Source organism: Cellulophaga sp. (assembly GCF_039943695.1).
Classification (GTDB): domain Bacteria; phylum Bacteroidota; class Bacteroidia; order Flavobacteriales; family Flavobacteriaceae; genus Cellulophaga.
The window spans coordinates 1-26278 of sequence record NZ_JBDVAA010000121.1 but is presented as its reverse complement, the minus strand read 5'-3'; the positions used below and the strand labels follow the sequence as shown (position 1 = coordinate 26278).

Sequence of the window (26278 nt, the reverse complement as noted above, 5' to 3'; positions counted from 1 at the left end):
AACTGGTTTGCCTTTAATATCACTATACGGTAAAAATAGAAAGCCAAATAACGCACAATTAAAAGATATTGATGTGGTGCTTTTTGATATACAAGATGTTGGTGTGCGTTTTTACACTTACATAGCTACATTGCAGCTGGTAATGGAAGCTTGTGCAGAAAACAATATTAAAGTTGTTGTGCTAGACAGGCCAAACCCAAACGGACATTATGTAGACGGACCAACTATGGAAACTGAACATAGAGGTTTTTTAGGAATGACAGATATTCCGTTAGTATACGGAATGACTATTGCAGAATATGCAACAATGATAAATGAAGAAGGCTGGTTAAATGGTTATAAAAAAACAGATTTAACTGTGGTAAAACTTGATAATTATGAGCATACCAGCGATTACAACTTACCTATTAGACCTTCTCCTAACTTGCCAAACAATACCGCAATTACATTATACCCAAGTTTAGGGTTGTTTGAAGGTATGGATATTAACGCTGGTCGTGGCACAGAATTTCAGTTTCAGCGTTATGGAGCACCTTTTTTAGACAGTACAAAATATAGTTTTACATACACACCACAACCAAACTTTGGTTCTAAATACCCAAAACACAAAGGAAAAATTTGTTATGGTAACGATTTGTCTAGCATAGAAAGAATGAATAGTATGACATTAAAATGGATTATTGATGCATACACAAACAGTACAGATAAAAGCAAAGTGTTTTTAACAAGTGGTTTTACAAAACACGCTGGTACTAGTAAGTTACAAAAACAGATAGTAGAAGGTATGTCTGAAGCTGAAATTAAAAAAACGTGGCAGCCAGCTATTGAAGAGTTTAAAAAAATAAGAGCAAAATATCTTATGTATAACTAAACTTCTGTTGTTGGTTTTCTGTACTTATGAAAAGGTTGTTTTAACAACCCTTTTATACTTGCATTTTCTACCTCATCAGGAAAAGTGTCTACACCGTACACAATACTATCACGATCTAGTTTCATAAACGTACCAAACAACCTATCCCATACCGAGAAAATATTTCCGTAGTTAGAGTCTGTGTAAGGTAACACATAATGGTGGTGTACTTTGTGCATATCTGGAGACACTAAAAAATAACTTATAACCTCATCTACTTTTTTAGGTAATTTAATATTTGCGTGTCCAAATTGGGTTGCTACCAAAGATAAAGACTGGTATAACATAACCACTCCCATAGGTGCCCCAACTATAAAAACACCAGCCAAAGTAAACACAAAGCGTATAACACTCTCTAATGGATGATGCCTGTTTGCAGTAGTTGCATCTACATTATGGTCTGTATGATGAACCAAATGCACCATCCATAAAGGCTTTACTTTATGCTCTGTAAAATGAGCCAGGTAAGCTCCAAAAAAATCTAATAGCATAACACCTATTGTCACATACAACCATAGCGGCATTTGCGGTAACCAGTTTATTATTCCAAAATTATGTACAACTGTCCAGTCACTAGTTTTTAGTAATAAAAAAGCGAGTAAAAAGTTAATTACAATAGTAGTAAACGTAAAAAATAAATTAGGCAATGCGTGTCGCCATTTTTTGTACGTAAAACGTTGTAGTGGTAAAACGCCTTCTAAAAGCCAAAAAAACGTTATACCTCCAATTAAAATTAAACTCCTATGTGCAGACGGTATGGTTTCAAAATATGTAATAATACTTTCCATCTTCTAAATATAAAAAAAAACCGTTAACTTTTTGGTTAACGGTTTGTATATAAAAATAGAAATACTATACTTTAATTCTCTTTTTCATTTCTTCAACAATGTTGTAAGCAGCCGGACAAATAGCTACATTTTTCATTGTTAAATTACTTATTTGCTGAAACTTTTTACGATCTGTATGCGGAAACTCTCTACACGCCTTTGGCCTTACATCATAAATAGAACAATAATTATCTGGCCCTAAAAAAGTACACGGTACACTTTGCAGAACATAATCATTTTCATCATCTACACGCAAATAATTTTTTATAAACTGCTGTGGTTTTTGCCTAAAAGATTTTGCTATACGCTCTACATCTGCATTTGTAAATAAAGGTCCTGTTGTTTTACAGCAGTTAGCACAAGTTAAGCAATCAGTCTTTTTAAACTCATCTTCGTGTAACTCTTGCATTACGTAATCTAAATTCTTGGGTGGCTTCTTTTTTAATTTGGTAAAAAACTTTTTGTTTTCGTTTTGTTTTTCTTTTGCCTTTTTTGGCAATTCCTTTAAAATCTCTTTCATTACTTTAACAAGCTCATAGCTGTTTCATACAAATCTCTACTCCAAGCTTCAGACGCCGCACCAATTTCTTGGCTAAGTACTTGCTGCTTAGATATTATTTTTTTACCAACTTCAGAGTTGTAGTAAGCATTTAACTGTTGCTTTTGCTCTTCAGTCATTTTTGTTCTGTCTTTAAGCATTTGCTTTGCAGCTTCTCCTCTATAAAACCCTAACATTTCTTTAATATCATCTTTAGTAAAGTGCTTTGTGTACACAACACCTAAAGAATCTAAAATTTCACCTACAGCTTTACTTTTATTATCGTTTAAGTATTTATAAGCGTCTGTATTTGCAGCTGTTTTAGGATGATTTTTATGTAACATTGTTAGTAATTGGTCGTATGCATACTCATACTGTGCTGCAGAACCATTTGCTTTTAAATACGTATTAATTAAACTAGTATCCTTTTTTGTTTGCGCATTACCATTTGTTGCAAAAAAAAGAACTAAAACCAATGCTATACCAAGTTGTTTCATATAAAATACTTTCTAATGTTGTTAAAAAATGCCACTTTTGTTGGCTAAAATACAAATAAAATGGGAAGCGATATTTTTGGTGCTGCAATGTTAGACTATCTTAACAAAACCTACAAAGAAGACATTGTTACGCTTTCATCTATTTCTGAAGATGATACAATTCCTGTGCCATATCTTTTTAGAGACTATACAGAAATGCCAATTATAGAACAAAAAGCACTACAACTAAGCAAAGGAAAAGTTTTAGATATTGGTTGCGGAGCCGGAAGCCATAGCTTGTATTTACAAGAAAAAAATATAGATGTTACCGCATTAGACTCATCTAAAGGAGCTATTGAAACTTGCAAAAAAAGAGGTGTAACCAAAACTGTTAACGCTAAAATACTAGAATATAAAGACGTTACTTTTGACACACTTTTACTTTTAATGAACGGTATTGGAATTGTTGGCAACCTTAACAAACTAGGTGACTATTTACAACATTTAAAATCTCTTTTAAATGCAGACGGACAATTACTACTAGATTCTAGCGACATTATTTATATGTTTGATGAGGATGAAGATGGAGGTTATTGGATTCCTCCAGGAAAAGAATATTACGGTGAAGTAGATTATGTTATGCAATATAAGCAACAAAAAAGCGATTCTTTTCCTTGGCTTTATTTAGATTATAATACACTGCAACGTGCTGCAATTTTAAATGGTTTTAATTGCGAGTTGATAGTTGAAGGCGAACATTACGACTATTTAGCTAAACTTACACTTGCAAAGCAATAGAGCAGCTACTTTTTACGTTAAATAGTAGGGTTTTGTGACAATCAATTGTTAGTTATAAAAAAGAAAGAGGTTTATGAAGAATTTTAGCGTTTTATTACTTGCTGCTTTATTTTTAATTGGTTGTTCTAACACAGATGATTCTGATTCATCGGAAAAAGGAGGAAGTAAAACAGCCAACTTACAAGGCTCTGGAGATTCTGCTAATGATATTTTATCTAATACAAAATTCTCTAAACTAGCATTAGAAATTGCTTATGTTGAAGGTTTTAGACCCAACGAAGAATCATTATCTGCATTTTCTGATTTTATAAATGATATTAGTTTTAAAGATGAAATAACTGTTACTTATAAGCAGGTTTCCTCTCCTAATAAAGAAGATTTAACAATTGAAGAAGTAGCAAAATTAGAAACCGAAAACAGAACTGTTTACAACTCTGATGATACTTTAGCTATTTATATTTATTTTGCAGATGCACCGTCTAACAATGATGACGTAGAAAAAAACTCTGTTACACTTGGTGCTGTTTACCGCAACACATCTATGATCATATATGAGTCTACAATTAAAGATTTAGCTGCTAAAAGTGCTTTAGTATCTGAAAAATCTATAGAAACAGCAACATTACAACATGAGCTTGGCCACTTAATGGGCTTGGTTAATTTAGGGTCAGAAATGGTTCATCCGCATGAAGGCGAAGCTACAAATGATGACGGAGAAATTATAGGCAGTAACCACTGTAATGTAGACAACTGTTTGATGAACGCCGAATTAGAGTTTGGAGCCGGAATGAAAAAAATGCTTATTGCAAGTAAAAACGGATTACCTACTTTAGATGCTGAGTGTATAGCAGACTTAAAAGCTAATGGAGGCAGATAATCAAAAACTGCACTACTTAGCAAACAATTGGTGTACATCTTTAAACGCTTTAAACTCTAAAGCATTACCTGCAGGATCTAAAAAAAACATAGTTGCTTGCTCTCCTACTTCTCCTTTAAACCTAACATAAGGTTCTATTACAAAATTAACTCCCTTATCTTTTAATTCTTTAGAAAAGGTCTCAAAAGTTTCCCAAGGCAGTACAACACCATAATGCGGTACTGGTACATTTTTACCATCTACAGAATTGGTGTGTAAATCTTCTGCTGTAGTTTTCTCTTTGTAATGTATTACTAACTGATGACCAAATAAGTTAAAATCTACCCAATGGTCACTACTTCTTCCTTCTGGGCAACCTATTACGTCTTTGTAAAATGTTCTACATTCCTCTAAATTATGAACAGGAATTGCGATATGAAAAGGTGCTATTGGATATTTCATAGTTGTATTTTTAATCTTCTTTTAAAAATGATATTACTGCATTACTAACCTCATCTTGGTGTAGTGAATGTCCGTAACCTTTAGTTGTTATTAATTTACTGTTAGTCCAATTTTTATGTACTAACTCTGAGTCTGAACAAGGTGCAATAAAATCTAACTTATCATGCACAAGTAAACCCTTCTTTTTATTCTTTTTTACATATTCCGATATAGAAAAATCTTCAGCCTTAAAACCAAATTGCTCTATTATAAATTTCTTTAACTCATTAAAGACCTTATTATTAAACTTAAGCATATTTTGGTAGTTAAGCAAAATAGTATAAAATTCTGATGGCGCACCAAGAATTACAAGTTTATCTACACTAGGGTTACTGTATTTGTAATTATTGTACAAGGTTGTCATACCACCAACACTATGTCCTATAATATGCTTTGGTTGGTATTTGGTAATTAGAGTTTGTGTTACTTCTGTATAAATGGGCACATGTAATACTTGCCCTTTAGAGTTACCATGTGCAGGCGCATCAAAAGCAATAATATTATACCCTTCTTCTTTTAAAAAAGAAATTAAATTACGCCACCTAAACACATTACTTTCCCAGCCGTGTAAAAGTAAAATAGTTTCTTTTTCGCCAGTCCACTCGTACACCTGTAAATCTATGTTATTACTATGTACAACCTCTTTCTTTGCATTATTTAAAAATTCTGACTGAAAGGGTAGCACTTTTCCTTTTCTAGGCGTACAAAAAAGATAAAATGCTTTTTTTGCAGCTTTCTTTTTAGAAAACACAGAAAGCACATTAAAATATGCACCATAAACTTTGGGGATAATTTTACTTAGCATTTTTTTCATAAAATGAGGTGTAGGATACTATAAAATAAGGGTTAATCTTCTTCTCTATGTACTGTGTCTATAGAAAAAGCTGGTGTACAAATAGATATATACTCACAAGGAGCATCAAAAGGGTTTGCATATTGTACACGTGTATTTTTCTCTATGCGTATAGATTGTCCTTGTTCTAAAACAACAACTTCATCATCTATAATAAATTGTTTTTTGCCCTTTATTACATAAGTGTACTCTGTAAACTCTGGTGTCTGAAAAGGCTCTGACCAACCCGGAGGTGCAACCATATGAGCCATACTTAACTCTTGTTGCTTGTTAGTTGCGCCACCAAAATGTTCTTCTATTAATTTACCATCTGTAGTAGGTACCACAAAAGGTTGTGTTTGTATGGTATACTTCTTTTTCATACTACTCCCAATCTATCATTAAATACTTAATTTTAGCAGCATCTGGTATTTGTATTGCTTCAATTTTTGTAGTGTTGCTATAGCGTAAGTTTTCTGGTAGTTCTTTTTTATCAATTGTAAAATAAACATCACTATCTTTTATAAACAACACAACATTGTTCATAGAAGTTAATACTTTACTAATGGTATAATTATCTTTAATATCTTTAAAAGTACTAAGTAAGTTAACACCTTTATCTGTTGTATAACGCGCATCTAAAACCCTAATATTATCTATAATAGAGTCATTACTAATACTTACTGTAAACAAAGGTTTACCTCCTTTTTCGTATATATGCTCTTTACGCATATTAGCACTTAATTGTACTGCATTATCTTTTACTATAGAGTCTGTTGCGTATATGGTTTCTATATCACTAGCCAGGTTTTCTTTGGTTAGTTTACCAAAACCATTTGCAGAAATTAAAAAATCTGCATCTGTACTTTTTGCACATTGCGTTAATAATGTTGCAGCTGCAACTATACAGGTAATTGTAATTTTCTTCATTTAAAATATGTAGTTAGTAAATAGATTTGGTTTTAATTTGTTTAGCGTAGTACTTTTTTAAGTACACCCAACATACCTCTAATAAAAGTAGCACTGGTTAACACTTTTACAATTGGGTTTTGTCTTGTGCTTTTAGAACGACTACTTGTACGCTTTGCCGCTGGTTTTTCTTTTTCTTTTGCTGCTATTTGCTCTGCCTTTTCAATTTTCTTATTCAGCATTTCATAAGCACTTTCCCTATCTATAATATCATTGTATTTTTTAACTAAAGAAGAAGCGTCTATTACTTCTTTTAATTCTTTATCTGTTAAAATATCCATACGGCTCATAGGTGCACGTAACATAGTAGCTGCTAAGGGAGTTGGTCTTCCTTTTTCATCTAAAGCAGAAATTAAAGCTTCTCCAATACCCAAAGAAGTTAATACATCCTCTGTGTCATAATACTCACTATCTGGGTAATTTTGTGCTGCTAATTTAATAGCTTTTCTATCTTTAGCTGTAAATGCACGTAAAGCGTGTTGCACTTTTAACCCTAATTGAGCCAAAACATCTTCTGGAACATCAGCAGGGTTTTGTGTTACAAAGTATACACCAATACCTTTAGAACGTATTAATTTTACAATACTTTCTATTTGATTTAATAAAGCCTTAGATGCTTCATCAAAAATTAAGTGAGCCTCATCTATAAACAACACCAACTCTGGCTTGTCACTATCTCCTTGCTCAGGAAAAGTATCATAAATTTCAGCTAAAAGACTCAACATAAAAGTTGAAAACAATTTAGGTCTGTCTTGTATATCTGTTAACCTTAAAATATTAATGTAGCCTCTTCCGTTTTCATCAATCCTGGTTAAGTCATCAACATCAAAAGATTTTTCACCAAAAAATAAATCGGCTCCTTGCTGTTCTAGTTCTATTACTTTTCTAAGAATAGTACCTGTGGATGCAGAAGAAATTCTTCCGTAGCTCTCTTTAAATTCGGCCTTACCTTCATCTGTTGCATATTGCAGTACCTTTTTAAAATCTTTAAGATCTAAAAGCGGTAATTTATTATCATCACAATACTTAAAAATAACAGCAACAATACCTTCTTGCGTTACGGTTAAGTCTAAAATTCTAGAAAGTAATACTGGTCCAAATTCTGATACTGTAGCTCTTAATTTTACTCCATCTTGCTCAGACAAAGACAAAATTTCTACAGGAAAACTTTTAGCTTCAAAAGGCAAACCAATTTGAGCATGGCGTTCGTCAATTTTAGGATGTCCTGCACTTGGTTGCGCTATACCACTTAAATCACCTTTTAAATCCATTAGCATTACTGGCACACCTTTATCAGATAAATTCTCTGCCAATACCTGCAATGTTTTTGTTTTTCCGGTACCTGTTGCACCAGCAATTAAACCGTGACGGTTAAGAGTTTTTAAAGGTATTTTTACAAATGCATTAGTAACGGTTTCCCCTTCCACTATACCAGCACCCATAGTTATAAAGTCTCCTTTTGTAGTATACCCTTTTTCTATGTCTGCTAAAAATTTTTCCTTGGTGCTCATTTCTTAAAATTTTGATAAAAATAGCTTAAATTTAAACAACTAAAAAGAGAAGTTTTACTGTAAACACAATAAAACTCTAAGTTATTGATGCTATTTTTTTATTTTTTTTTGACGAACAAGTTAACCAGCTGCTATCTTTTACTTAAAGTTAGATAGTAAAAAACAAAAAATGTATCTTTGCATAATGGTTAAAAATGAGGTATTAGCATTAGTAGACAAAGGAGAAATGCTTCCATTAATGGAAGAATTTTATACCATACAAGGAGAAGGTTTCCATAAAGGAACCGCTGCATATTTTATACGTGTAGGTGGTTGCGATGTTGGTTGCCATTGGTGTGATGTTAAGGAGAGTTGGAACGCTGCTACGCACCCACCAACAACTATAGACGCTATTGTAGATAACGCTGCAAAATACTCTAACACAATTGTTGTTACTGGTGGCGAGCCTTTAACTTGGAATATGGCTCCGCTTACAGAGGCTTTAAAGGCTAAAAATTTACAAACACATATAGAGACATCTGGCGCATACACTTTAACAGGTATTTGGGACTGGATTTGCTTATCTCCTAAAAAAAATAAATTACCACAAGGTATTATTTATGATAAGGCAGATGAGTTAAAAATGATAATTTATAATAAAAACGATTTTAAATTTGCTGAAGAACAAGCAGCTAAAGTAAATAAAGATTGTATTTTATATTTACAACCAGAATGGAGTGTTAAAGATAAAATGACTCCATTAATTGTAGACTTTGTAATGAAAAATCCGCAATGGAAAGTATCATTACAAACACACAAGTATTTAAATATACCATAAAAACATAAAAAAGAAGCTAGTATAAATTATACTAGCTTTTTTAGTTTATAGCTTTTTTAGTTTATAGCTTTTGTATGCGTAGCTAATGCTGATGAAAAGCTGCCGACACAAATTTTAAAACCTCTGGTAAAGACTCCCTCCAGTACGTCCAATTATGTGCTCCATCACGAACTCTGTATTCGTGTGGTATTTTCTTTTTCATCATAGAAATATGAACTAAGCTATTGCCTTCAAACAAAAAATCTTCATCACCACAATCTATAAACCAACGTACAGATTTTACATCATTTATAGGTATAGTATCTAATAAAGAAATAACCGAGTGTTTCTCAAAATACTTTCGCATTTTATCAATAGACTTATTTTCGCTTTCTGCAAAATCTTTTATTTTTACTGTGTCTTGTGGCAACATACCTACAGAAGCACTAAGTGGACAAGCAGAAGAAAACAACTCTGGTCTATGCAAAGCATACATAAAAGTACCGCCGCCACCCATAGATAGTCCAGATATAGCGCGGTATCTTTTTTCACCTTTAATTCTGTATTTACCCTCTACATAAGGCATTAACTCATTAAAAAAGAAATCTTCATAAAGCCAATCATCAGTATTAAAATACCCACGTTTGCCTGTATTAGCATCTGGCATTACAATAATCATTGGTGTTGCTTTACCTGCCTTAATGGCTTTATCTGCTATATGTAAAACCTCTCCAAATTGAACCCATCCAGTATGGTCATCCCCTGCTCCGTGCAGTAAATACAACACAGGGTAATCTCTTTTAGAAGTTTCGTAATCTGGTGGAAGGTAAATAGAGAAGTTACGATCGCTTTTTAAAATTCCACTAGTAACTTTTAGGTTATCAAAAACCTTACCTGTTTGCGCTTTGGTTATAAAACCAAACAACAAACAAAAGCAAATAGTAGGTATTAACTTTTTCATAAAACAATATTTAAGTAGGCTAATGCTTCTTAAATATAAAAAATGTAGTCCTGTTTTGGACTACATTCTCTTTAAAGCTTGTAATATATTGGTTAAGATACTATTTAATGCTACTACTATTCTCTTACTGCTATAAAAATGGGAACCTCTGCATTTTCTGGATTACTTGCTGCTTCACCATAAATTTCAAAGTCCGAAGTATATAAACGAGCTTCTTTTGCTTCCCAAATTTCTAACCACTTATTATACACTACGTTTTTAGACAAGTCTCCTTTTGCTATGCATTTTTTATAGGTTGATGCCTTAACAGTATGTGCTACCATACCATTTGGAACCTCATCTACACTAGCAACTTTACATCCTAAAATAGTATCATACGGCTTTGTATAATCGCCCTCATAATTGGTATAAATTGAAAAAATTTCGGTACTTATTTTATTAGGAATTTTGTCTAAAATTTGCTCAGACATAAAAGTATTCCATAATACAACAATATCTTTTGCTGCTTGTGCATTTTCATTTGTAGTACGCACTTTAATACCTATTACATTAAAAGATGCTAGAGTTTCAGTTTTCATAATTCTGATTTTATATTGATTTTCATCAAAAATAAACCAGCCCTATGTCATAGGTATGTCAGGGGTATTTTCCCATTTTTTTCTTTCAATGTCAAAATACTCTTGCAATGTAATTTTATGGGGCTCAAAAGAACTTGGCAACATTGCTAGTTTCTGAATACAATCTACCCTAAATGCTCTAAAATCTTCACGTAACCTACAAAAGGCTATTAATACCCAATTGTCATTGTTATGTATAAGCGCAAAAGGCTCTATTATTCTTGTAGTCTTATTACGTTCTAACGATAAATAATCTATTTGTAATAACTTATAATTAGTTAACGCTATTTGCAACTGCATTAAATAGTTGCTTGTAATTTTTTGCTCTAAATTTGTTCTAATATCTATACGCTCTGTTAGTAAAGACGATTTATCTCTTTGAGAATATCTTAAAACCGATTTTATTTTTTCTACAGCACTACTATATTTTTCTACAAAGGAGATGTCTTTATTTCTACTAACAATTTGTTCTGCAGTAATTAATGCATTTGCCTCTTCCTCTGTAAACATAACAGGTGGTAACTTATAACCGTCTACTAAAGAATAGCCTTTACCTTCTTCTGTATAAATAGGAATCCCAGATTGTTCTAAAGTTCGTATATCCCTATAAATAGTTCTAACACTAACTTTATGCTTGGCAGACAATTCTGTTGCTGTAACAACTTTTTTTGTTTGTAACTGCGTAACAATTGCTGTAAGTCTAACCAATCTAGGCTTCCCTTTTTCCATTTACTCTTCTTCTTCTCTGCTTATCTCTTCATTATTCAAATCTTCATCTTCGTTTAATTTCTCTGCTTTACTAGCTTCTTCTTGATTAGTTTCACCTAAAACCTCATCTTTTGTTTCTGAGTCTCCTTCTTCTTCATCTGTTTCCTCTTTATACAACTGTACCCACTCTGTCCAAGAACCATCATATACAGATGTATCTTTAGTATCATCTACCAATTTACTTGCTAATAATATAACGCAAGCTGTTAAACCAGAACCACAAGTAAAAACCAACGGTTTATCTTCTGCAAAAATTGGCTCTAAAATAACCTTTAATTCTTCTTTTGATTTAAATTTACCATCCTCTAAAACATCTGTAAAAGGAAGATTAACAGAACCTGGTATACTGCCACTAGCCAATTCTGCTCTAGGTTCAGGCTCTGTACCATTAAACCTGCCTGCAGAGCGTGCATCTACAACCAAAGCAGTGGTGCTCTCTGTGTTTTCTTTAACCATTGAAAAATTTACAACAGCAAACTCTTTTTGATTTGCTATAAAATTACCCAATGGCACCCTTTTTTTAGCTGTTTCTTCTGTTGGTAAACCTTGAGCTACCCACTCTGGCAAGCCACCATCTAAAACTGTTACAGCACTATGACCAAATGTAGTAAACAACCACCAAACTCTTGGTGATGTGTACACACCTAAATTATCATACACTACAATTTTACTTGTTTTTTTTATGCCCAATTTACGTGCTTCTTCCTGAAATTGTTTTGCACTTGGTATTGTATTAGGAAAGTCACTAGATGCATCACTAAAATTAGCTTTAATATTAAATTTACGAGCTCCTTTTATTTGCAAATTTTCTAGGTCACTACTTAATCCTGATACGTTTGTAGCCGGACTAGCATCTAAAATTATAATGTTGGTTTCATCTACCAATAAGGCTTCTAATTCTTTAGCCGAGATAAGGGGTGTTTTCATTTTTATATATTTATGCGGCCTTAAAATTACCCAATTAATTGGTTGGTTTGGCGCTAACTTATTAACATAAAAAAAACCATTACACAGAATGCAATGGTTTTATATAATTACTAAGAATAGCTAAATTTATTAAGCTAAAATTCTATTTTATTTTTATCTATTAGCGTTTCTATGACGTTCTCTTGCTAGTAACGTATTTTTTAACAACATAGCAATTGTCATTGGTCCAACACCACCAGGAACAGGTGTTATAAAAGAGGCTTTTTTACTTACGTTTTCAAAATCTACATCACCAGTAATATAATATCCTTTTGGTTTTGTTTCGTCTACTACACGTGTAATACCAACATCTATAACTACAGCATCATCTTTTACCATTTCTGCCTTTAAAAAATTAGGCACTCCTAATGCAGAGATAACAATATCTGCCTGAGAAATAATTTGTGTAATATTTTTTGTTGCACTATGCGTTAAGGTTACCGTAGAATTTCCTGGCCAACCTTTACGCCCCATTAAAATACTCATTGGCCTACCAACAATATGACTACGACCTATAACTACAGTATGTTTTCCTTTAGTATCTACTTTGTAACGCTCTAACAACTCTAAAATACCAAATGGAGTTGCTGGTATAAATGTACTCATATCTAAAGCCATTTTACCAAAGTTAGTAGGGTGAAAACCATCTACATCCTTGTCTGGATCTACCGCTAAAAGTACTTTTTGTGTATCAATTTGTGGTGGCAAAGGTAACTGTACTATAAAGCCATCAATTTCATCATCTTGGTTAAGCTCTTCAATTTTACGAAGCAATTCTATTTCACTAGTTGTACTTGGCATTTGTACCAAAGTAGACTCAAAACCAACACGCTCACAAGAACGTACTTTACTACCAACATACGTTAAGCTAGCCCCATCACTACCAACAATAATTGCTGCTAGGTGTGGTACTTTTTCTCCACGCTCTCTCATTTTGGTTACCTCAACGGTAATTTCCTCTTTAATTTGGTTTGATACTTTTTTCCCGTCTAGTAATTCCATTATCAGATTGTTAGTTTGATGGTTTTATATTGAAAATATTTTTATTTAATTATGGGCGCATTCCTTTCATACCACCCATCATTTGCATCATTTTTTTGCCGCCACCGCCTTGCATCATCTTCATCATTTTACTCATCTGGTCAAACTGCTTTAGTAATTGGTTTACCTCTTGCACAGTTCTACCACTACCTTTTGCTATTCTCTTTTTACGACTAGCATTAAGCATTGTTGGAGTTTCTCTCTCCACAGGAGTCATAGAATGTATAATTGCTTCTACGTGTTTAAACGCATCATCATCTATATCCATACCTTTTAATGCTTTACCAGCACCAGGTATCATACCCATTAAATCTTTAAGGCTACCCATTTTCTTAATTTGCTGAATTTGCTTTAAGAAATCATCGAACCCAAATTTATTTTTGGCAATCTTCTTTTGTATTTTACGGGCTTCTTCCTCATCAAACTGCTCTTGAGCACGTTCTACTAAAGACACAACATCTCCCATACCTAGGATACGTTCTGCCATACGAGAAGGATGAAAAACGTCTATTGCATCCATTTTTTCACCTGTACCAATAAATTTAATTGGTTTAGTTACTACAGATTTAATAGATATTGCTGCACCACCACGAGTATCACCATCTAATTTTGTTAGTATTACACCATCAAAATTTAAAACATCATTAAAGGCTTTTGCAGTGTTAACAGCATCTTGCCCTGTCATAGAATCTACAACAAACAATGTCTCTTGTGGTTTAATTGCTTTGTGTACGTTAGCAATCTCGGTCATCATTTCTTCATCTACTGCTAAACGACCAGCTGTATCTATAATAACCACATTATGTCCGTTTGCTTTTGCATGTGCTATACCAGCTTCTGCAATTGCAACAGGATTTGTGTTTCCACGATCTGAAAATACATCTACCCCTATTTGCTCACCAACTACATGTAACTGGTCTATAGCCGCAGGACGATAAACATCACAAGCTACCAATAGTGGATTTTTAGTTTTTTTGGTTTTTAAATAATTTGCAAGTTTACCAGAAAAAGTTGTTTTACCAGAACCTTGCAAACCAGACATTAATATTATAGACGGTGTACCAGAAAGGTTTATACCTTCTGCGTCGCCACCCATAAGCTCTGTAAGCTCATCTTTTACCAACTTAACCATTAACTGGCCAGGCTGTAATGTTGTTAGTACATTTTGACCTAGTGCTTTTTCCTTTACTCTATTGGTAAATTCTTTTGCAATTTTAAAGTTAACATCGGCGTCTAATAAAGCCCTACGAACTTCTTTTAAAGTTTCGGCAACATTAATTTCTGTTATTTGTCCGTGTCCTTTTAAGACGTGGAACGCTTTATCTAACTTTTCACTTAAATTATTGAACATAAGTCTACTTTTTTCTGGAATTGCAAATTTAATAATTACATTGGGAAGTGTGTGGTTTAAGCCAAAAAATATAGTATAAAAAAAGGGCTACTTAAAAAAAGTAGCCCTTTAGCATAATTATTATGTACTATTACTAGTCACATACTTTGGTTAAGACAATAATTTCTTCTCCTTTTTCTAACTTAAATGAATCTGTACCACATTCTATTACTTTCCATTCTCCATTATAGTTACCTAATTTTAAGCTTAAGGCTAAAAAACTTAACACCCCGCTTTGTAAAGACCAAGCACCTTCATCTGCTATTGTATTGTTAGCATCGTAAGCGTGAATATTGCTGTTAGAAAAATCTATTAACAACTCTTCAGAAAAAGTACCATCTACATTTGTGATTTTAAATTTACAACCTCCCGATAAAGCTTCATTTATATCAGCATCACTGCAAGTACCTGCATCATCACAATTTCTTTCTAATACATTTTGGTATATTCTCTCATCTTCATTATAGATATCTACAAACATTTGATTTTCTGAGTATGATGCTATTTTCCATTTTTCAGAAATCATCTCTTGATTAATATTGTAAAAAACAATAATGTTACCCTCTAAAGCCCAAGTTGAAAAAGTATCTATAGTAAAAACACTTCCGTTATCATCTACAAACCTAACATCTCCGTTTTCTAAAAACTTAACATTATAATACCCAATAGAAGAACTACTTGGCACAACAAAATTCCACTTACAACCGTATAACAAATTCTTAAGCTCTTCACTTGACCCATTATCAGATAACTCACAGTGTTTTTCCAATATAATTTTATCACTTCCGTTATTTGCTAATAATTTTATCTTGTTATCATTTAACTCATAAACGTACCAATCTAAGTTAAAATCTGTCATAGTTTCAAACTCCATTTTTAACTCAACTCTATTGCTATTGGTATTAACAACTGTAGACCAAGTACCTTCTACATAATTACCTTGATTGTTTTTAGTAACTACACTTCCGTTTTCATTAAAGTCCATTACAAACTCTAAATACTGCTCTGTTTGCTCTTGATTGTTTCTAAAAATTTCTTGTATTAACCAAGGACAATCAATTAAAAATGTATCTAATCTCTCTTTTGTAAAATCGTCATCATTATAATCATTGTCATCATCTTCATCACACATATCTTTAGCGTTTTCTAACACAGCAGCTAATTCTGCATTGCTATTTACAACAACTTTAGTATTATCGTATTTTTCTAAAGTGATAGGAAAATCTAATCCAACGATATCATTATCACCTAAATTTGCAAAAAACAATCTAAATTCTTTGTCGCTTTTAACTGTTGTTGTACTAGTAATTTCTAAATTAGTATTAAAGCTAAAAACATCTATTGGGTATACAAAATCTATACATTCAATATCATCATCTTCACCACCTTCTACACACTCTTCAGCTTTTGCCATTAACTCTTCTTTACTGTTTATAGTTAATTCTGTGTAATTAGATAAAGTAATTTTTATAGGAAAAGTAATTTGTAAGTTGTAATCATCAGAATCTATTTCATCTAAAATTTCTTCAATTAATTTTAAATCATCAGTAGAATCTATTGTAATATCTAACCCGTTTACACTAACGGTGTAAGGAAATTGTATTGCAAAACAACTAGCGCCATCAACTATATTATCATAAGAACCATCTTTTGAGGATGTTCCTTTAATTAAAGATGCTGTTGCAGAAGTAGATTCAATAGCTTTACCATCGTTATTGTTTGGTAATTCTTCAAACTCTTCTTGACAAGAGGTTAGACTAAATGTTCCCATAAGTAGGATTGCGAACATAAATTTTGCGAAAACTTTTTTCATAATAATTTGGTTTATTTTTTGTTTTTATAACCCTATAACAATTCAATTAAAAAAAACCCTACCAACAAAATATCATTTTTTTAAAATACCTTTGAAAAAAAATAAACCTATCTAGTTTTGAATATAGAGAATGACACTAACGTTTGCGAAGAAAAGGTATACAACCAAATCTTTACCACCAATTCTAAAACGGTATTTAATTACATATATTATAAGTTTGGGAATGAAGAAAAGGCATATGATGCGGTACAAGAAGCTTTTGTAAAATTATGGGAAAATTGCGCTAAGGTATTACCTTCCAAAGCAAAATCTTATGTTTACACGATAGCCAATAATTTATATTTAAATATGATTAAGGCTGATAAAGTAAGGTTAAAATATGCACACCTAAATACAGATGTTACTAATGAAACTCCAGAATTTTTACTTGAAGAAAAAGAATTTCAAACAAAATTAGATAACGCCCTTGCTAATTTACCCGAAAACCAACGAACTACTTTTTTATTAAATAGAATTGACAAAAAGAAATATGCAGAAATTGCAGAATTAGAAGGTGTTAGTGTTAAAGCTATAGAAAAAAGAATGCATTTGGCTTTAAAATCACTTAGAGAACATATAGATGGAATTTAATATATTGATTCATAATTATATAAATTGATAAAAATTTAAAATATAAAGTAGGGTTTTTTACTTATTGATTGTTATACCTACGTAAAGCAAAAGTTATGCAAGAGAATTACCTAGCTAAATGGCTAAATAACGAATTAACAGAAGAGGAAATTATTCAGTTTAAAAAAACCGAAGAATATACCACTTACCAAAAAATAATAGCTACATCTAATAAGATGCAGGCCCCAGAGTTTAACCAAGAAAAGGCTTTACAAGCAATTAATAATAAACGTAATGCTATTAAAGAAACTAAGGTTGTTAAATTAAATCCGTTTAAAAAATACATAAGTATAGCTGCTGCTGTAGTACTAATTTGCGGTTTAGGCTATTTTTACACCACTACTTTAGACCAAACCATAAGTACAGATTACGCCCAAAATAACGAACTTACTTTACCAGACAACTCCGAGGTTTTTTTAAATGCAGAGTCTAAAATAGCTTACAATAAAAACAGTTGGGATAACAAAAGAGATGTTTCTTTAGAAGGTGAAGCCTTTTTTAAAGTTGCTAAAGGAGAAAAATTTACAGTAACTACAAACCACGGGACCATTAGTGTTTTAGGAACACAATTTAACGTAGAAACTAGAGCCAACTTTTTTGAAGTTACTTGTTATGAAGGGCTTGTAAATGTAAACTACAACGGTACAGACTACAAAGTACCTGGTGGCACTTCTTTTATGGTTATTAATGGTAAAGTAGCACCACTTAGCTATGTTAAAACACTAGTACCATCTTGGACGTTAAACGAAAGTACATTTAAAAGTATACCATTAGAATTTGTTTTAAACGAACTACAAAGGCAATTTAACTTAACCGTAACTACCAAAAACGTAAATACAGAACAACTATATACAGGATCTTTTAACAACAAGGATTTAAATCTTGCGTTAAAGAGTATAAGTATACCCTCTAAAATAAGTTATACATTAGAAGAGGATAAGGTGTTGTTTTATGTTGAGGAATAACTGTCTAAAAATTACTTACTGTTGTTTGTTTTTTGCCTTTAGTTTTATAACTAATGCGCAAAAAACTAATAACACCTTACCTTTAACTAAGTATTTGCATCAAATAGAGGAGCAATTTAATATTAGAATATCTTTTGCAAATAAAGATACAGACACTTTAACTATTACACCTGCTACAACAAATAATTTAGAAAGCATTCTAAATTTTGTAGCTGAGAAAACATCGTTAACCTTAACTAAGTTAAATAAACGGTACTATGCATTATCTAAAGACAACACCATTAGTATACACGGTAAATTTTTAGATAATTACGAGCAAAACACTGTAAATGGCGCTACAATTGAAGTGTTAGATAATGAACTTGCTACAGTTACAGACTCTACTGGATATTTTTTATTAAATAATGTACCACAAGACGCTATAATAAAAGTGCGTTTTATTGGCTATAAGACTATGCATTTTAATGCATTGGAATTAAATAAAAACAAACCTGTTAAAACTTTTTTACTACGTGAACATTATGTAGAATTAAAAGAGATAATACTTTCTAAATTTTTAACTACAGGATTAAACAAATCTTTAGATGGGAGTATTGTTTTAAAAACAAATAATTTTGGCATATTACCAGGACTTATAGAGCCAGATGTGCTACAAACAGTACAAGCATTACCTGGTATAAAAAGTAGTAACGAAACAGTCTCTGACATTAATGTACGTGGTGGCACAAACGACCAAAACCTTGTTTTATGGGAAGATATCAAAATGTACCAATCTGGACATTTTTTTGGTTTAATATCTGCTTTTAATCCATATTTAACTAATAGTGTTACTATAACTAAAAACGGAACAAGTCCGCAATATGGAGATGGTATTAGTAGCGTTATAGATATGCGAACTAATAATAACATAGATGATTCTTTTTTTGGCACAGGTTTTAATATGATAAGCGCAGATATTTATGCACAAGTACCTATCACAAACAAAGGAGCTTTTCAATTTTCTGCAAGAAGATCTGTAACAGATTTTTTAAACTCCCCTACATACAACAGGTATTTTGATAAAACTTTTCAGGATAGCGATATAGAAAGCGATACAAAAGATACTGAAATAACCAGAAAAGAAGATTTTTATTTTTATGATATTACCGCCAAAGCAATGTATAACTTAAATAAAAATCACAAATTGCGTTTTAGTTTTATACAAATGAACAACGCATTAAAATATGCAGAAACAAGTACTAACGAGGAAAATAGTAATAGTAGTTTAGATCAACAAAACACTTCTTTTGGAGGTAGTATAGAAAGTACTTGGAACAACAAACTAAGCACAAAAGTTAATGCGTACCGCACATATTACAATTTAAATACGTTAGCAGTTTCCAATAAACAAGAACTACAACAAAACAATAAAGTATTAGAAAGTGGTTTAAAATTAAACATAAACTACAAGTTAAATAATAACGTTAATGTTTTAAGTGGCTACCAACTTATAGAAACCGGTATCTTAAACCTAACCAACGTATCACAACCACCTTATAGAAAAAACATTAAAGGCGTTATTAGAACAAATGCTATTTTTAGCGAGATAAATTACAACACAACCAAATTAAAAGCTAAAGCAGGTGCAAGATTAAATTATATAGAAAATTTAAACACCTTTAAAAGATGGATTTTAGAACCACGTTTAAATGTAAACTACAACATTGCCAAAAATTTAAACGCATCAATATTAGGAGAGTACAAAAGCCAGTCTACTAACCAAATTATAGATTTAGAACAAAACTTTTTAGGAATAGAAAAAAGAAGATGGATTTTAGCTGACGAGGACGAGTTACCAATAACTACTAGCAAACAGTTATCTGTTGGCCTTAATTACGACAAAAATAGCATCTACATTGGTATTGAAGCTTTTTACAAAAATGTAGAAGGTATAAGTACACTAACACAAGGTTTCCAAAACCAAGACCAGTTTAATGGCGAAATAGGAAAATACAACATTAAAGGCATTGAGTTTTTAATTAATAAAAAAACCACAAATTATAGTACTTGGTTAAGCTATACCTATAATTTAAATAATTACACTTATAATGACATTAGTCCAACAACATTTCCTAACAATCTAGATATTAGACACACTGTTACTTTTGCTGGCACATACAACTACAAAGATTTTAAACTTGGTATAGGTTTAAATTACAACTCTGGAAAGCCTTATACAGAACCAGAAGAAGGTGAAAACGCTTTAAACATATTAAGCTTTCCTGCAAAAATAAATTACAAAGAACCAAACAGTAGTAGGCTACCCAATTATGTTAGAGCAGATATCTCTGCACTATACAACTTTAAAATTGGTAGTACATGTAAGGCCACTTTTGGCGCATCAATCTTAAATATTTTAAACAAAGAGAATATTTTAAATAGATATTACAGAGTTACTAATGATAATGAAATAGAAACCGTAGAAAGCGTATCCTTAGGAATAACACCAAATGCTAGTTTTAGAATTAGCTTTTAAAGTTTATGGTGAAAGCTAAACTCTTCAAAATTTAACATACGAGTTATTATATTATACAGCTCCGGAAAAGTAGCAACAAAATCTGATGGAGTTTCTACATAATTCTCTAATGTTACCGCAAAAAACTCATGAATATTTGTTGTAGCGTACGGTCTAAAGTATTTTGTTCTTTCTACACGTTCTAAAAAAGCCTTATCATTTAAAAGCTTTTCCATTTTAGCCATTCCTTTTCTAAACTTAACAGCTGTATATTTTAAGTCTTTTTTAAAATGAAAAGCTAAGGCATGTGCAAACTCATGCACTCCTAAGTTTAAATTATCTGTAGCGTCTTCAAAACCACTTAGTACATGTTCTGCAGAAAAAACCAATGTTTTTAATTGCGGGTTATATTCTCCTAAATGATTTTGTTTTGTTATTGTAGAAAAATAAGCTGAAGGATAAATAAGTATTTTATGAATAGTTGCTATTCTGTAATCCTTAAAGCCAAGCATTAAAAAAGCTGCCGTTGCAGACAATAGCAGCTTAATTTCTTCATCTTTAGAGCTCTTTTCTGAGAAAATAAATGTTTTATTTGCTCTAAACCTAGATACTCTATTTCTAAACTTTTGTTTTTGTTTTGGAGATAATAAAGAATATGCTGGTAAATACTTTACTATTAAATGCTCATCTGCAGCAGATAGTTTAATATTCTTTTTAGAAGGTGTAAAAAAGTATAAATCTGCTATGTAATATAAAATATAAATAAAATATCCAAAAACACACGCTAAAGCAACAATACCAAAAATACTAACTCCTAAATCATCATTCATTTAATATCTTTATAATTACATACGGTTAGGCACCTCTATACCCAACAAGGCAAATGCAGATTTAATAATCTCACCTACTTTTTTAGACAACTGCACTCTAAATATTTTCTTTTGTAAGTCTTCTTCTGGTAAAATTGGTACATTTTGGTAAAAAGAATTAAACTCTTTAACCAAGTCATAGGTGTAATTTGCTATTAAAGCAGGACTAAAACTCTGTGCTGCATTTTGAACAACAGAAGGGAACATTTGCATTTGCTTTAATAACTCCTTTTCTTTTTCATGCAAGTCACCAGCTTTTACAATTGCCGTATAATCAAAATCAGACTTTCTTAAAATAGACTGTATTCTTGCATACGTATACTGTATAAAGGGTCCTGTATTACCTTGGAATTCTACAGATTCTTCAGGATTAAACAAAATGCGTTTTTTAGGATCTACTTTTAGTATATAGTATTTTAAAGCCCCTAAACCAATTACCCTGTAAAGCTCTTCTTTTTCAGTATCTGTGTAACCGTCTAACTTTCCTAATTCTTCAGAAATGCTAGCTGCTGTAGCTGTCATATCTTTCATTAAGTCATCAGCATCTACAACAGTTCCTTCTCTACTTTTCATTTTTCCGCTAGGTAAATCTACCATACCATAACTTAAATGATACAATTGTTCTGCCCAAGAAAAGCCTAATTTTTTAAGTATTAAAAACAATACATTAAAGTGGTAATCTTGCTCATTACCAACAGTATAAACCATACCATTTACATCTGGATGATCTTTAGTACGCTGTATTGCAGTACCAATATCTTGCGTCATATAAACTGCCGTACCATCTGCACGTAATACAATTTTTTCATCTAAACCTTCGTCAGACAAATCTATCCAAACACTACCATCTTCTTTTCTGTAGAAAACACCTTTTTCTAGACCTTCATCTACAATATCTTTACCTAAAAGGTAGGTATTACTCTCATAGTAATATGAGTCAAAATCTACTCCTAAATTTTTATAAGTAACCTCAAAACCACTATAAACCCATTGGTTCATCATTTTCCAAAGTGAAACCACTTCTTCATCACCAGCTTCCCACTTACGTAGCATTTCTTGTGCCTCTAATAAAAGTGGCGCTTGCTTTTCTGCTTCTTTTGCATCTGTACCAGCAGCAACTAAATCTGCTATTTGTACTTTATACTCTTTATCAAACTTAACATAGTAATTACCTACTAACTTATCACCTTTAAGACCAGTACTCTCTGGAGTTTCACCGTTACCAAAAAGTTTCCAAGCCAACATACTTTTACAAATATGTATACCACGATCGTTAATAATCTGAGTTTTGTATACTTTTTTACCAGATGCTTTTAAAATTTCTGCAACAGAATAACCTAATAAGTTATTTCTAATATGCCCTAAATGCAATGGTTTATTAGTATTAGGAGAAGAATATTCTACCATAACAGCATCTGCCGTTTCTGCTACAAAACCATAGTTTTCTGTGTCTTTAACACTATTGAAAAAGTTTACATAAAAGGCATCACTAATTACAATGTTTAAAAAACCTTTAACTACATTAAAATTTTCTACTTCTTCTACATTTTCTTTTAAATACAATCCTATTTGTTCTCCAATTTGCGCAGGATTACCTTTTACAAAGCGCAGAATAGGAAAAACAACTACAGTTATATCACCTTCAAAATCTTTTCTTGTTGGCTGAAATTCTACTGTTGGCAGCTCTATTTTATAAATAGATAAAACCGCATCTTTTACCTTTTGCGTTAACACTTCTTGGATATTCATTTTAATTTGTATTTAAGCCTGTAAAATTACGGCTTTTATCTTTTTCTATAAGATAGATTTTAGTTTGTTTTTGGTAAAAATACTTCCGCCATCATACATCTTGCACTACCACCACCACAAGTTTCTATAGTTTCTAAAGAACTATGTATAATTTCTGATGTTTTTTCTATTGCTTCAATTTGCTTTTCTGTTAAACTATGGTATGCTGCAGAACTCATTACCAAGTAACGTTTACCTTCAGCCCCCATTACCTGAAGCATATTACCTGCAAAAGAATGCATTTGCTTTTCTGTAATAGCTATAACTTCTTTACCATCTTCTTTTAAATGCTTAACTACATTTTTACGCTCTTTTTTATCGTCTATAGTATCTAAACAAATTACAGAAAAATCTTCTGCTAAGCACATCATAACATTGGTATGGTATATAGGTAAACGCTTACCTTCTACAGATTGGTTTGCAGTAAATATAACTGGAGTATACTCAAAATCTTCACAGAATTCTATAAATAAATCTTCATCTGCTCTTACAGATAGTGCGCAGTACGCTTTTTTATTTACTCTATCCAATAAAATACTACCTGTACCTTCTAAATAAAGCTCTTCATCTTCTGCACTAGTATAATCTATAGTATGGTCTATACTAAAACCTTTTTCCTCTAATATGTCTAAAATATCTTCTCTACGTTCATTTCTTCTATTCTCTGCATACATAGGATATAAACCTACAGTACCATTTTCATGAAAAGAAACCCAGTTATTAGGAAAAATAGAATCTGGTGTATCTGGCTCTTTAGTATCATCTACAACAACCACATCTACTCCTTTAAAACGTAATTGTGTAACAAAAGCATCAAACTCTGCCTGAGCTTTTTTGTTTATTTCTGCATTTTTAATGTCAAGGTCTTCTTGAAAATAATTGTTTACAGCTGTTTGTTCGTTTTTACGAAAACCAACTGGTCTTATCATTAAAATTGTATTAGTAACCTGCATAGTAATATTATAAATATATTATTCTCTTAGTAATGGTAATGTGCTACAACGTAACAAACCTTCTTGTTTAGAAATTTCTGAATATGGCACCTCTTCTACCGTAAAACCTTGTGCTCTTAACCAATCATTTAATCTTGTAAAGTTTTTTTCTGATACAATAACCTCTTCAGAGATTGAAAAAATGTTACTAAACATATTGTACATTTCATCACTTGTAATTTCAAACACATTTTCTTTGCCAAAAAAGTCTACCAACCACTGGTATTCTTCTTCTACTAAAAAACCGTTTTTATGAAGAATAGCTTTGCCTTTACCAATTGGCTGAAAACAACAGTCTAAATGCAGTGCATTTTCTTTTGCATTGGTAGATTTACGTAGCTCAAAAGACTTTACTGTTTTATTAGGAAAAAGCTTTGTTATATGATCTACTGCTAATTTATTTGTTCTGGCAGTTATATGGTGAGAGTAATTTTCTGCGGTATATGTACCAATAAAAATATGGTCGTTCCAAGGCATAACATCACCGCCTTCTATATGTGCTTCTTCAGGTAGTTCTATAACCTTATCAGGGTTTATTTGATCTACAATGTATTGTATTGCTAAATATTCTTCCTCCCTATCTGGTAAAATATTTGCTCTAAAAAAAACATCGTCAATAACAAAAGCTATATCTCTAGAAAAAATCTGATTACAATCTTTTAGCAGTTTTGGCCTTAATACTTCTACATTGTATTTTTTAAGAACAGCCTCAAAAGCATTCATCTCTTTAACCATATCCTTTTCTACCGGATATGTACCCGCTAAAATATGCTCTAAAGATTTAGGATCATAAGCTTCTTCTGCTGTGGGCGTAGATCCACAACTCTCTGCGGTTCCCAAAACAACTGTTTTTAACCTAGAAGTTTCGTTTTTCACATTTATTTGACGCATAAATTAATTTTTATGCAAATATGAAACGAATTTTTCTAAATAAAAATAAGAATCCCTAAAATAATAAAAGCCTTTTTGAAATATCAAAAAGGCTTTTATAAACAATGTATATTATTACAGTTTATCTTTTGTTTACTTCTACAAAAGATCTGTGATTTTCACCAACGTAAACCTGTCTTGGTCTACCAATTGGTTCGTTATTTAATCTCATTTCTCTCCATTGAGCTATCCAACCTGGTAATCTTCCTAATGCAAACATAACTGTAAACATCTCAGTAGGTATACCTAATGCTCTGTAAATAATACCTGAATAGAAATCTACATTAGGATATAATTTACGATCTACAAAATAAGGATCTTCTAAAGCCTCTTTTTCTAAACCTTTAGCGATATCTAAAATTGGATCGTTAATACCTAAATCATTTAAGACTTCATCAGCAGCTACTTTTATAATTTTAGCTCTAGGATCAAAGTTTTTGTATACTCTATGTCCAAAGCCCATTAATCTAAAAGGATCATTTTTATCCTTAGCTTTAGCCATATATTTTTTAGTATCTCCACCATCAGCTTCTATAGCTTCTAGCATTTCTAATACTGCTTGGTTTGCACCACCATGTAATGGACCCCAAAGAGCAGAAATACCCGCAGATAAAGATGCAAATAAACCTGCATGAGAAGAACCAACAATTCTTACAGTAGATGTAGAACAATTTTGTTCATGATCTGCGTGTAAAATTAATAATTTATCTAAAGCATCTATAACAACTTTATTTGACTTGTACTCTTCACTAGGTCTCTTAAACATCATTTTATGAATGTTTTCTACGTAACCTAAAGAATCATCTCCGTAATCTAACGGAAGACCTTTTTTCTTTCTTAATGTCCAAGCAACTAAAACAGGGAATTTTGCTAAAATTCTTACTATTGCGTGGTACATATCATTTTCTGAAGTAACATTTACAGAAGATGGGTTAAATGCAATTAAAGCACTTGTTAAAGATGATAACACGCCCATTGGGTGTGCAGACTTAGGAAAACCA

Annotated in this window: 27 protein-coding genes; 7 read left to right on the top strand and 20 right to left on the bottom strand. The window is 31.9% G+C overall.

From position 1 onward, the window contains the following. Positions 1-871, top strand: an 871-nt coding sequence (locus ABJD66_RS08530; protein ID WP_348130418.1) for a DUF1343 domain-containing protein, incomplete at its 5' end; no start/stop codon positions are given. Here the strand turns inward: ABJD66_RS08530 and ABJD66_RS08525 are convergent. The 3 genes from ABJD66_RS08525 to ABJD66_RS08515 form a co-directional block, all read right to left on the bottom strand. Further along, positions 868-1698, bottom strand: a complete 831-nt coding sequence (locus ABJD66_RS08525) for a sterol desaturase family protein (protein ID WP_348130415.1) — start codon at positions 1696-1698, stop codon at positions 868-870. The two genes, ABJD66_RS08530 and ABJD66_RS08525, sit on opposite strands and share 4 nt — an antisense overlap. 64 nt (positions 1699-1762) lie before the next feature. After that, complete coding sequence (locus ABJD66_RS08520) at positions 1763-2257, bottom strand: YkgJ family cysteine cluster protein (RefSeq protein ID WP_100896687.1); 495 nt, start codon at positions 2255-2257, stop codon at positions 1763-1765. Continuing rightward, positions 2257-2772, bottom strand: coding sequence for a DUF2059 domain-containing protein (locus ABJD66_RS08515; protein ID WP_348130411.1), 516 nt, complete (start codon positions 2770-2772; stop codon positions 2257-2259). Before ABJD66_RS08515 ends, ABJD66_RS08520 begins: the two co-directional genes overlap by 1 nt. Before the next feature lie 60 nt (positions 2773-2832). Between ABJD66_RS08515 and ABJD66_RS08510 the strand changes: the two genes are divergently transcribed. Both ABJD66_RS08510 and ABJD66_RS08505 read left to right on the top strand, forming a co-directional pair. Beyond that, positions 2833-3549, top strand: a complete 717-nt coding sequence (locus ABJD66_RS08510) for a methyltransferase domain-containing protein (RefSeq protein WP_348130408.1) — start codon at positions 2833-2835, stop codon at positions 3547-3549. 73 nt (positions 3550-3622) lie between these two features. After that, the gene (locus ABJD66_RS08505; protein WP_348130405.1) at positions 3623-4426 is read left to right on the top strand and encodes a hypothetical protein; all 804 of its coding nucleotides are present in this window, start codon (positions 3623-3625) and stop codon (positions 4424-4426) included. A gap of 12 nt (positions 4427-4438) precedes the next feature. Here the strand turns inward: ABJD66_RS08505 and ABJD66_RS08500 are convergent, their stop codons facing one another. Genes ABJD66_RS08500 through ABJD66_RS08480 form a run of 5 tightly spaced genes read right to left on the bottom strand, consistent with a single transcriptional unit; the run spans position 4439 to position 8218 of the window. Beyond that, positions 4439-4867 (bottom strand): VOC family protein, encoded by a 429-nt coding sequence (locus ABJD66_RS08500; protein WP_100896691.1) that lies wholly within the window; start codon positions 4865-4867, stop codon positions 4439-4441. 10 nt (positions 4868-4877) lie between these two features. Then, complete coding sequence (locus ABJD66_RS08495; protein WP_348130402.1) at positions 4878-5720, bottom strand: alpha/beta hydrolase; 843 nt, start codon at positions 5718-5720, stop codon at positions 4878-4880. Positions 5721-5752: 32 nt separating this feature from the next. After that, the gene (locus ABJD66_RS08490) at positions 5753-6121 is read right to left on the bottom strand and encodes a cupin domain-containing protein (protein ID WP_348130400.1); all 369 of its coding nucleotides are present in this window, start codon (positions 6119-6121) and stop codon (positions 5753-5755) included. A gap of 1 nt (position 6122) precedes the next feature. Beyond that, positions 6123-6668, bottom strand: coding sequence for a hypothetical protein (locus ABJD66_RS08485; RefSeq protein WP_100896694.1), 546 nt, complete (start codon positions 6666-6668; stop codon positions 6123-6125). Positions 6669-6709: 41 nt separating this feature from the next. Further along, entirely contained in the window at positions 6710-8218 is a 1509-nt protein-coding gene (locus ABJD66_RS08480) for a helicase HerA-like domain-containing protein (protein WP_100896695.1), read from the bottom strand. A 169-nt stretch (positions 8219-8387) separates the two neighbouring features. Between ABJD66_RS08480 and ABJD66_RS08475 the strand changes: the two genes are divergently transcribed. Beyond that, positions 8388-9035 carry a 7-carboxy-7-deazaguanine synthase QueE gene (locus ABJD66_RS08475; protein ID WP_232732649.1) on the top strand — a complete coding sequence of 216 codons (648 nt, stop codon included), beginning with the start codon at positions 8388-8390 and terminating at the stop codon, positions 9033-9035. Between the two features lie 82 nt (positions 9036-9117). Here the strand turns inward: ABJD66_RS08475 and ABJD66_RS08470 are convergent, their stop codons facing one another. The 7 genes from ABJD66_RS08470 to ABJD66_RS08440 form a co-directional block, all read right to left on the bottom strand. Then, positions 9118-9975, bottom strand: coding sequence for an alpha/beta hydrolase-fold protein (locus tag ABJD66_RS08470; protein ID WP_348130395.1), 858 nt, complete (start codon positions 9973-9975; stop codon positions 9118-9120). 116 nt (positions 9976-10091) lie between these two features. Beyond that, positions 10092-10553 carry a GyrI-like domain-containing protein gene (locus tag ABJD66_RS08465; protein WP_303541029.1) on the bottom strand — a complete coding sequence of 154 codons (462 nt, stop codon included), beginning with the start codon at positions 10551-10553 and terminating at the stop codon, positions 10092-10094. A gap of 42 nt (positions 10554-10595) precedes the next feature. Next, positions 10596-11321 carry a YafY family protein gene (locus ABJD66_RS08460; RefSeq protein WP_348130392.1) on the bottom strand — a complete coding sequence of 242 codons (726 nt, stop codon included), beginning with the start codon at positions 11319-11321 and terminating at the stop codon, positions 10596-10598. Next, positions 11322-12287: a sulfurtransferase gene (locus ABJD66_RS08455; RefSeq protein ID WP_348130389.1), complete on the bottom strand. Its 966-nt coding sequence runs from the start codon at positions 12285-12287 to the stop codon at positions 11322-11324. Positions 12288-12440: 153 nt separating this feature from the next. Then, entirely contained in the window at positions 12441-13328 is an 888-nt protein-coding gene (locus ABJD66_RS08450) for a bifunctional 5,10-methylenetetrahydrofolate dehydrogenase/5,10-methenyltetrahydrofolate cyclohydrolase (protein ID WP_100896702.1), read from the bottom strand. A gap of 49 nt (positions 13329-13377) precedes the next feature. Then, positions 13378-14718 (bottom strand): signal recognition particle protein, encoded by a 1341-nt coding sequence (gene ffh, locus ABJD66_RS08445; RefSeq protein WP_100896703.1) that lies wholly within the window; start codon positions 14716-14718, stop codon positions 13378-13380. Between the two features lie 133 nt (positions 14719-14851). Then, positions 14852-16570 carry a hypothetical protein gene (locus tag ABJD66_RS08440; RefSeq protein WP_348130384.1) on the bottom strand — a complete coding sequence of 573 codons (1719 nt, stop codon included), beginning with the start codon at positions 16568-16570 and terminating at the stop codon, positions 14852-14854. A gap of 117 nt (positions 16571-16687) precedes the next feature. On the opposite strand from ABJD66_RS08440, the gene ABJD66_RS08435 reads away from it, so the two are divergent. From ABJD66_RS08435 to ABJD66_RS08425, 3 genes are all read left to right on the top strand, one after another. Continuing rightward, entirely contained in the window at positions 16688-17200 is a 513-nt protein-coding gene (locus ABJD66_RS08435; RefSeq protein WP_100896705.1) for a sigma-70 family RNA polymerase sigma factor, read from the top strand. Positions 17201-17295: 95 nt separating this feature from the next. Then, the gene (locus tag ABJD66_RS08430) at positions 17296-18204 is read left to right on the top strand and encodes a FecR family protein (protein WP_348130379.1); all 909 of its coding nucleotides are present in this window, start codon (positions 17296-17298) and stop codon (positions 18202-18204) included. 94 nt (positions 18205-18298) lie between these two features. Continuing rightward, positions 18299-20719 carry a TonB-dependent receptor gene (locus ABJD66_RS08425; RefSeq protein ID WP_348130376.1) on the top strand — a complete coding sequence of 807 codons (2421 nt, stop codon included), beginning with the start codon at positions 18299-18301 and terminating at the stop codon, positions 20717-20719. Here ABJD66_RS08425 and ABJD66_RS08420 read toward each other — a convergent pair. The 5 genes from ABJD66_RS08420 to ABJD66_RS08400 all read right to left on the bottom strand — a co-directional run. Then, positions 20716-21528, bottom strand: a complete 813-nt coding sequence (locus ABJD66_RS08420; RefSeq protein ID WP_303541014.1) for a zinc-dependent peptidase — start codon at positions 21526-21528, stop codon at positions 20716-20718. The two genes, ABJD66_RS08425 and ABJD66_RS08420, sit on opposite strands and share 4 nt — an antisense overlap. Before the next feature lie 15 nt (positions 21529-21543). After that, entirely contained in the window at positions 21544-23316 is a 1773-nt protein-coding gene (gene argS, locus ABJD66_RS08415) for an arginine--tRNA ligase (protein ID WP_348130372.1), read from the bottom strand. Positions 23317-23375: 59 nt separating this feature from the next. Further along, positions 23376-24308, bottom strand: a complete 933-nt coding sequence (locus tag ABJD66_RS08410) for an arginine deiminase-related protein (protein ID WP_348130370.1) — start codon at positions 24306-24308, stop codon at positions 23376-23378. Between the two features lie 18 nt (positions 24309-24326). Further along, positions 24327-25238 carry an arginine deiminase-related protein gene (locus ABJD66_RS08405; RefSeq protein ID WP_348130367.1) on the bottom strand — a complete coding sequence of 304 codons (912 nt, stop codon included), beginning with the start codon at positions 25236-25238 and terminating at the stop codon, positions 24327-24329. 121 nt (positions 25239-25359) lie between these two features. Beyond that, on the bottom strand, positions 25360-26278 hold a 919-nt coding region (locus ABJD66_RS08400; protein WP_348130364.1), incomplete at its 5' end, for a citrate/2-methylcitrate synthase.

Excerpts from the sequence above, each read along its gene's own strand:
- ABJD66_RS08525 (WP_348130415.1), bottom strand. The coding sequence starts at position 1,698 with ATGGAAAGTATTATTACATATTTTGAAACCATACCGTCTGCACATAGG.
- ABJD66_RS08455 (WP_348130389.1), bottom strand. The coding sequence starts at position 12,287 with ATGAAAACACCCCTTATCTCGGCTAAAGAATTAGAAGCCTTATTGGTA.
- argS (WP_348130372.1), bottom strand. The coding sequence starts at position 23,316 with ATGAATATCCAAGAAGTGTTAACGCAAAAGGTAAAAGATGCGGTTTTA.
- ABJD66_RS08470 (WP_348130395.1), bottom strand. The coding sequence starts at position 9,975 with ATGAAAAAGTTAATACCTACTATTTGCTTTTGTTTGTTGTTTGGTTTT.
- ABJD66_RS08495 (WP_348130402.1), bottom strand. The coding sequence starts at position 5,720 with ATGAAAAAAATGCTAAGTAAAATTATCCCCAAAGTTTATGGTGCATAT.
- ffh (WP_100896703.1), bottom strand. The coding sequence starts at position 14,718 with ATGTTCAATAATTTAAGTGAAAAGTTAGATAAAGCGTTCCACGTCTTA.
- ABJD66_RS08500 (WP_100896691.1), bottom strand. The coding sequence starts at position 4,867 with ATGAAATATCCAATAGCACCTTTTCATATCGCAATTCCTGTTCATAAT.
- ABJD66_RS08515 (WP_348130411.1), bottom strand. The coding sequence starts at position 2,772 with ATGAAACAACTTGGTATAGCATTGGTTTTAGTTCTTTTTTTTGCAACA.
- ABJD66_RS08465 (WP_303541029.1), bottom strand. The coding sequence starts at position 10,553 with ATGAAAACTGAAACTCTAGCATCTTTTAATGTAATAGGTATTAAAGTG.
- ABJD66_RS08505 (WP_348130405.1), top strand. The coding sequence starts at position 3,623 with ATGAAGAATTTTAGCGTTTTATTACTTGCTGCTTTATTTTTAATTGGT.
- ABJD66_RS08490 (WP_348130400.1), bottom strand. The coding sequence starts at position 6,121 with ATGAAAAAGAAGTATACCATACAAACACAACCTTTTGTGGTACCTACT.
- ABJD66_RS08405 (WP_348130367.1), bottom strand. The coding sequence starts at position 25,238 with ATGCGTCAAATAAATGTGAAAAACGAAACTTCTAGGTTAAAAACAGTT.
- ABJD66_RS08460 (WP_348130392.1), bottom strand. The coding sequence starts at position 11,321 with ATGGAAAAAGGGAAGCCTAGATTGGTTAGACTTACAGCAATTGTTACG.
- ABJD66_RS08440 (WP_348130384.1), bottom strand. The coding sequence starts at position 16,570 with ATGAAAAAAGTTTTCGCAAAATTTATGTTCGCAATCCTACTTATGGGA.
- ABJD66_RS08480 (WP_100896695.1), bottom strand. The coding sequence starts at position 8,218 with ATGAGCACCAAGGAAAAATTTTTAGCAGACATAGAAAAAGGGTATACT.
- ABJD66_RS08510 (WP_348130408.1), top strand. The coding sequence starts at position 2,833 with ATGGGAAGCGATATTTTTGGTGCTGCAATGTTAGACTATCTTAACAAA.
- ABJD66_RS08485 (WP_100896694.1), bottom strand. The coding sequence starts at position 6,668 with ATGAAGAAAATTACAATTACCTGTATAGTTGCAGCTGCAACATTATTA.
- ABJD66_RS08410 (WP_348130370.1), bottom strand. The coding sequence starts at position 24,308 with ATGCAGGTTACTAATACAATTTTAATGATAAGACCAGTTGGTTTTCGT.
- ABJD66_RS08475 (WP_232732649.1), top strand. The coding sequence starts at position 8,388 with ATGTATCTTTGCATAATGGTTAAAAATGAGGTATTAGCATTAGTAGAC.
- ABJD66_RS08520 (WP_100896687.1), bottom strand. The coding sequence starts at position 2,257 with ATGAAAGAGATTTTAAAGGAATTGCCAAAAAAGGCAAAAGAAAAACAA.
- ABJD66_RS08450 (WP_100896702.1), bottom strand. The coding sequence starts at position 13,328 with ATGGAATTACTAGACGGGAAAAAAGTATCAAACCAAATTAAAGAGGAA.
- ABJD66_RS08420 (WP_303541014.1), bottom strand. The coding sequence starts at position 21,528 with ATGAATGATGATTTAGGAGTTAGTATTTTTGGTATTGTTGCTTTAGCG.
- ABJD66_RS08430 (WP_348130379.1), top strand. The coding sequence starts at position 17,296 with ATGCAAGAGAATTACCTAGCTAAATGGCTAAATAACGAATTAACAGAA.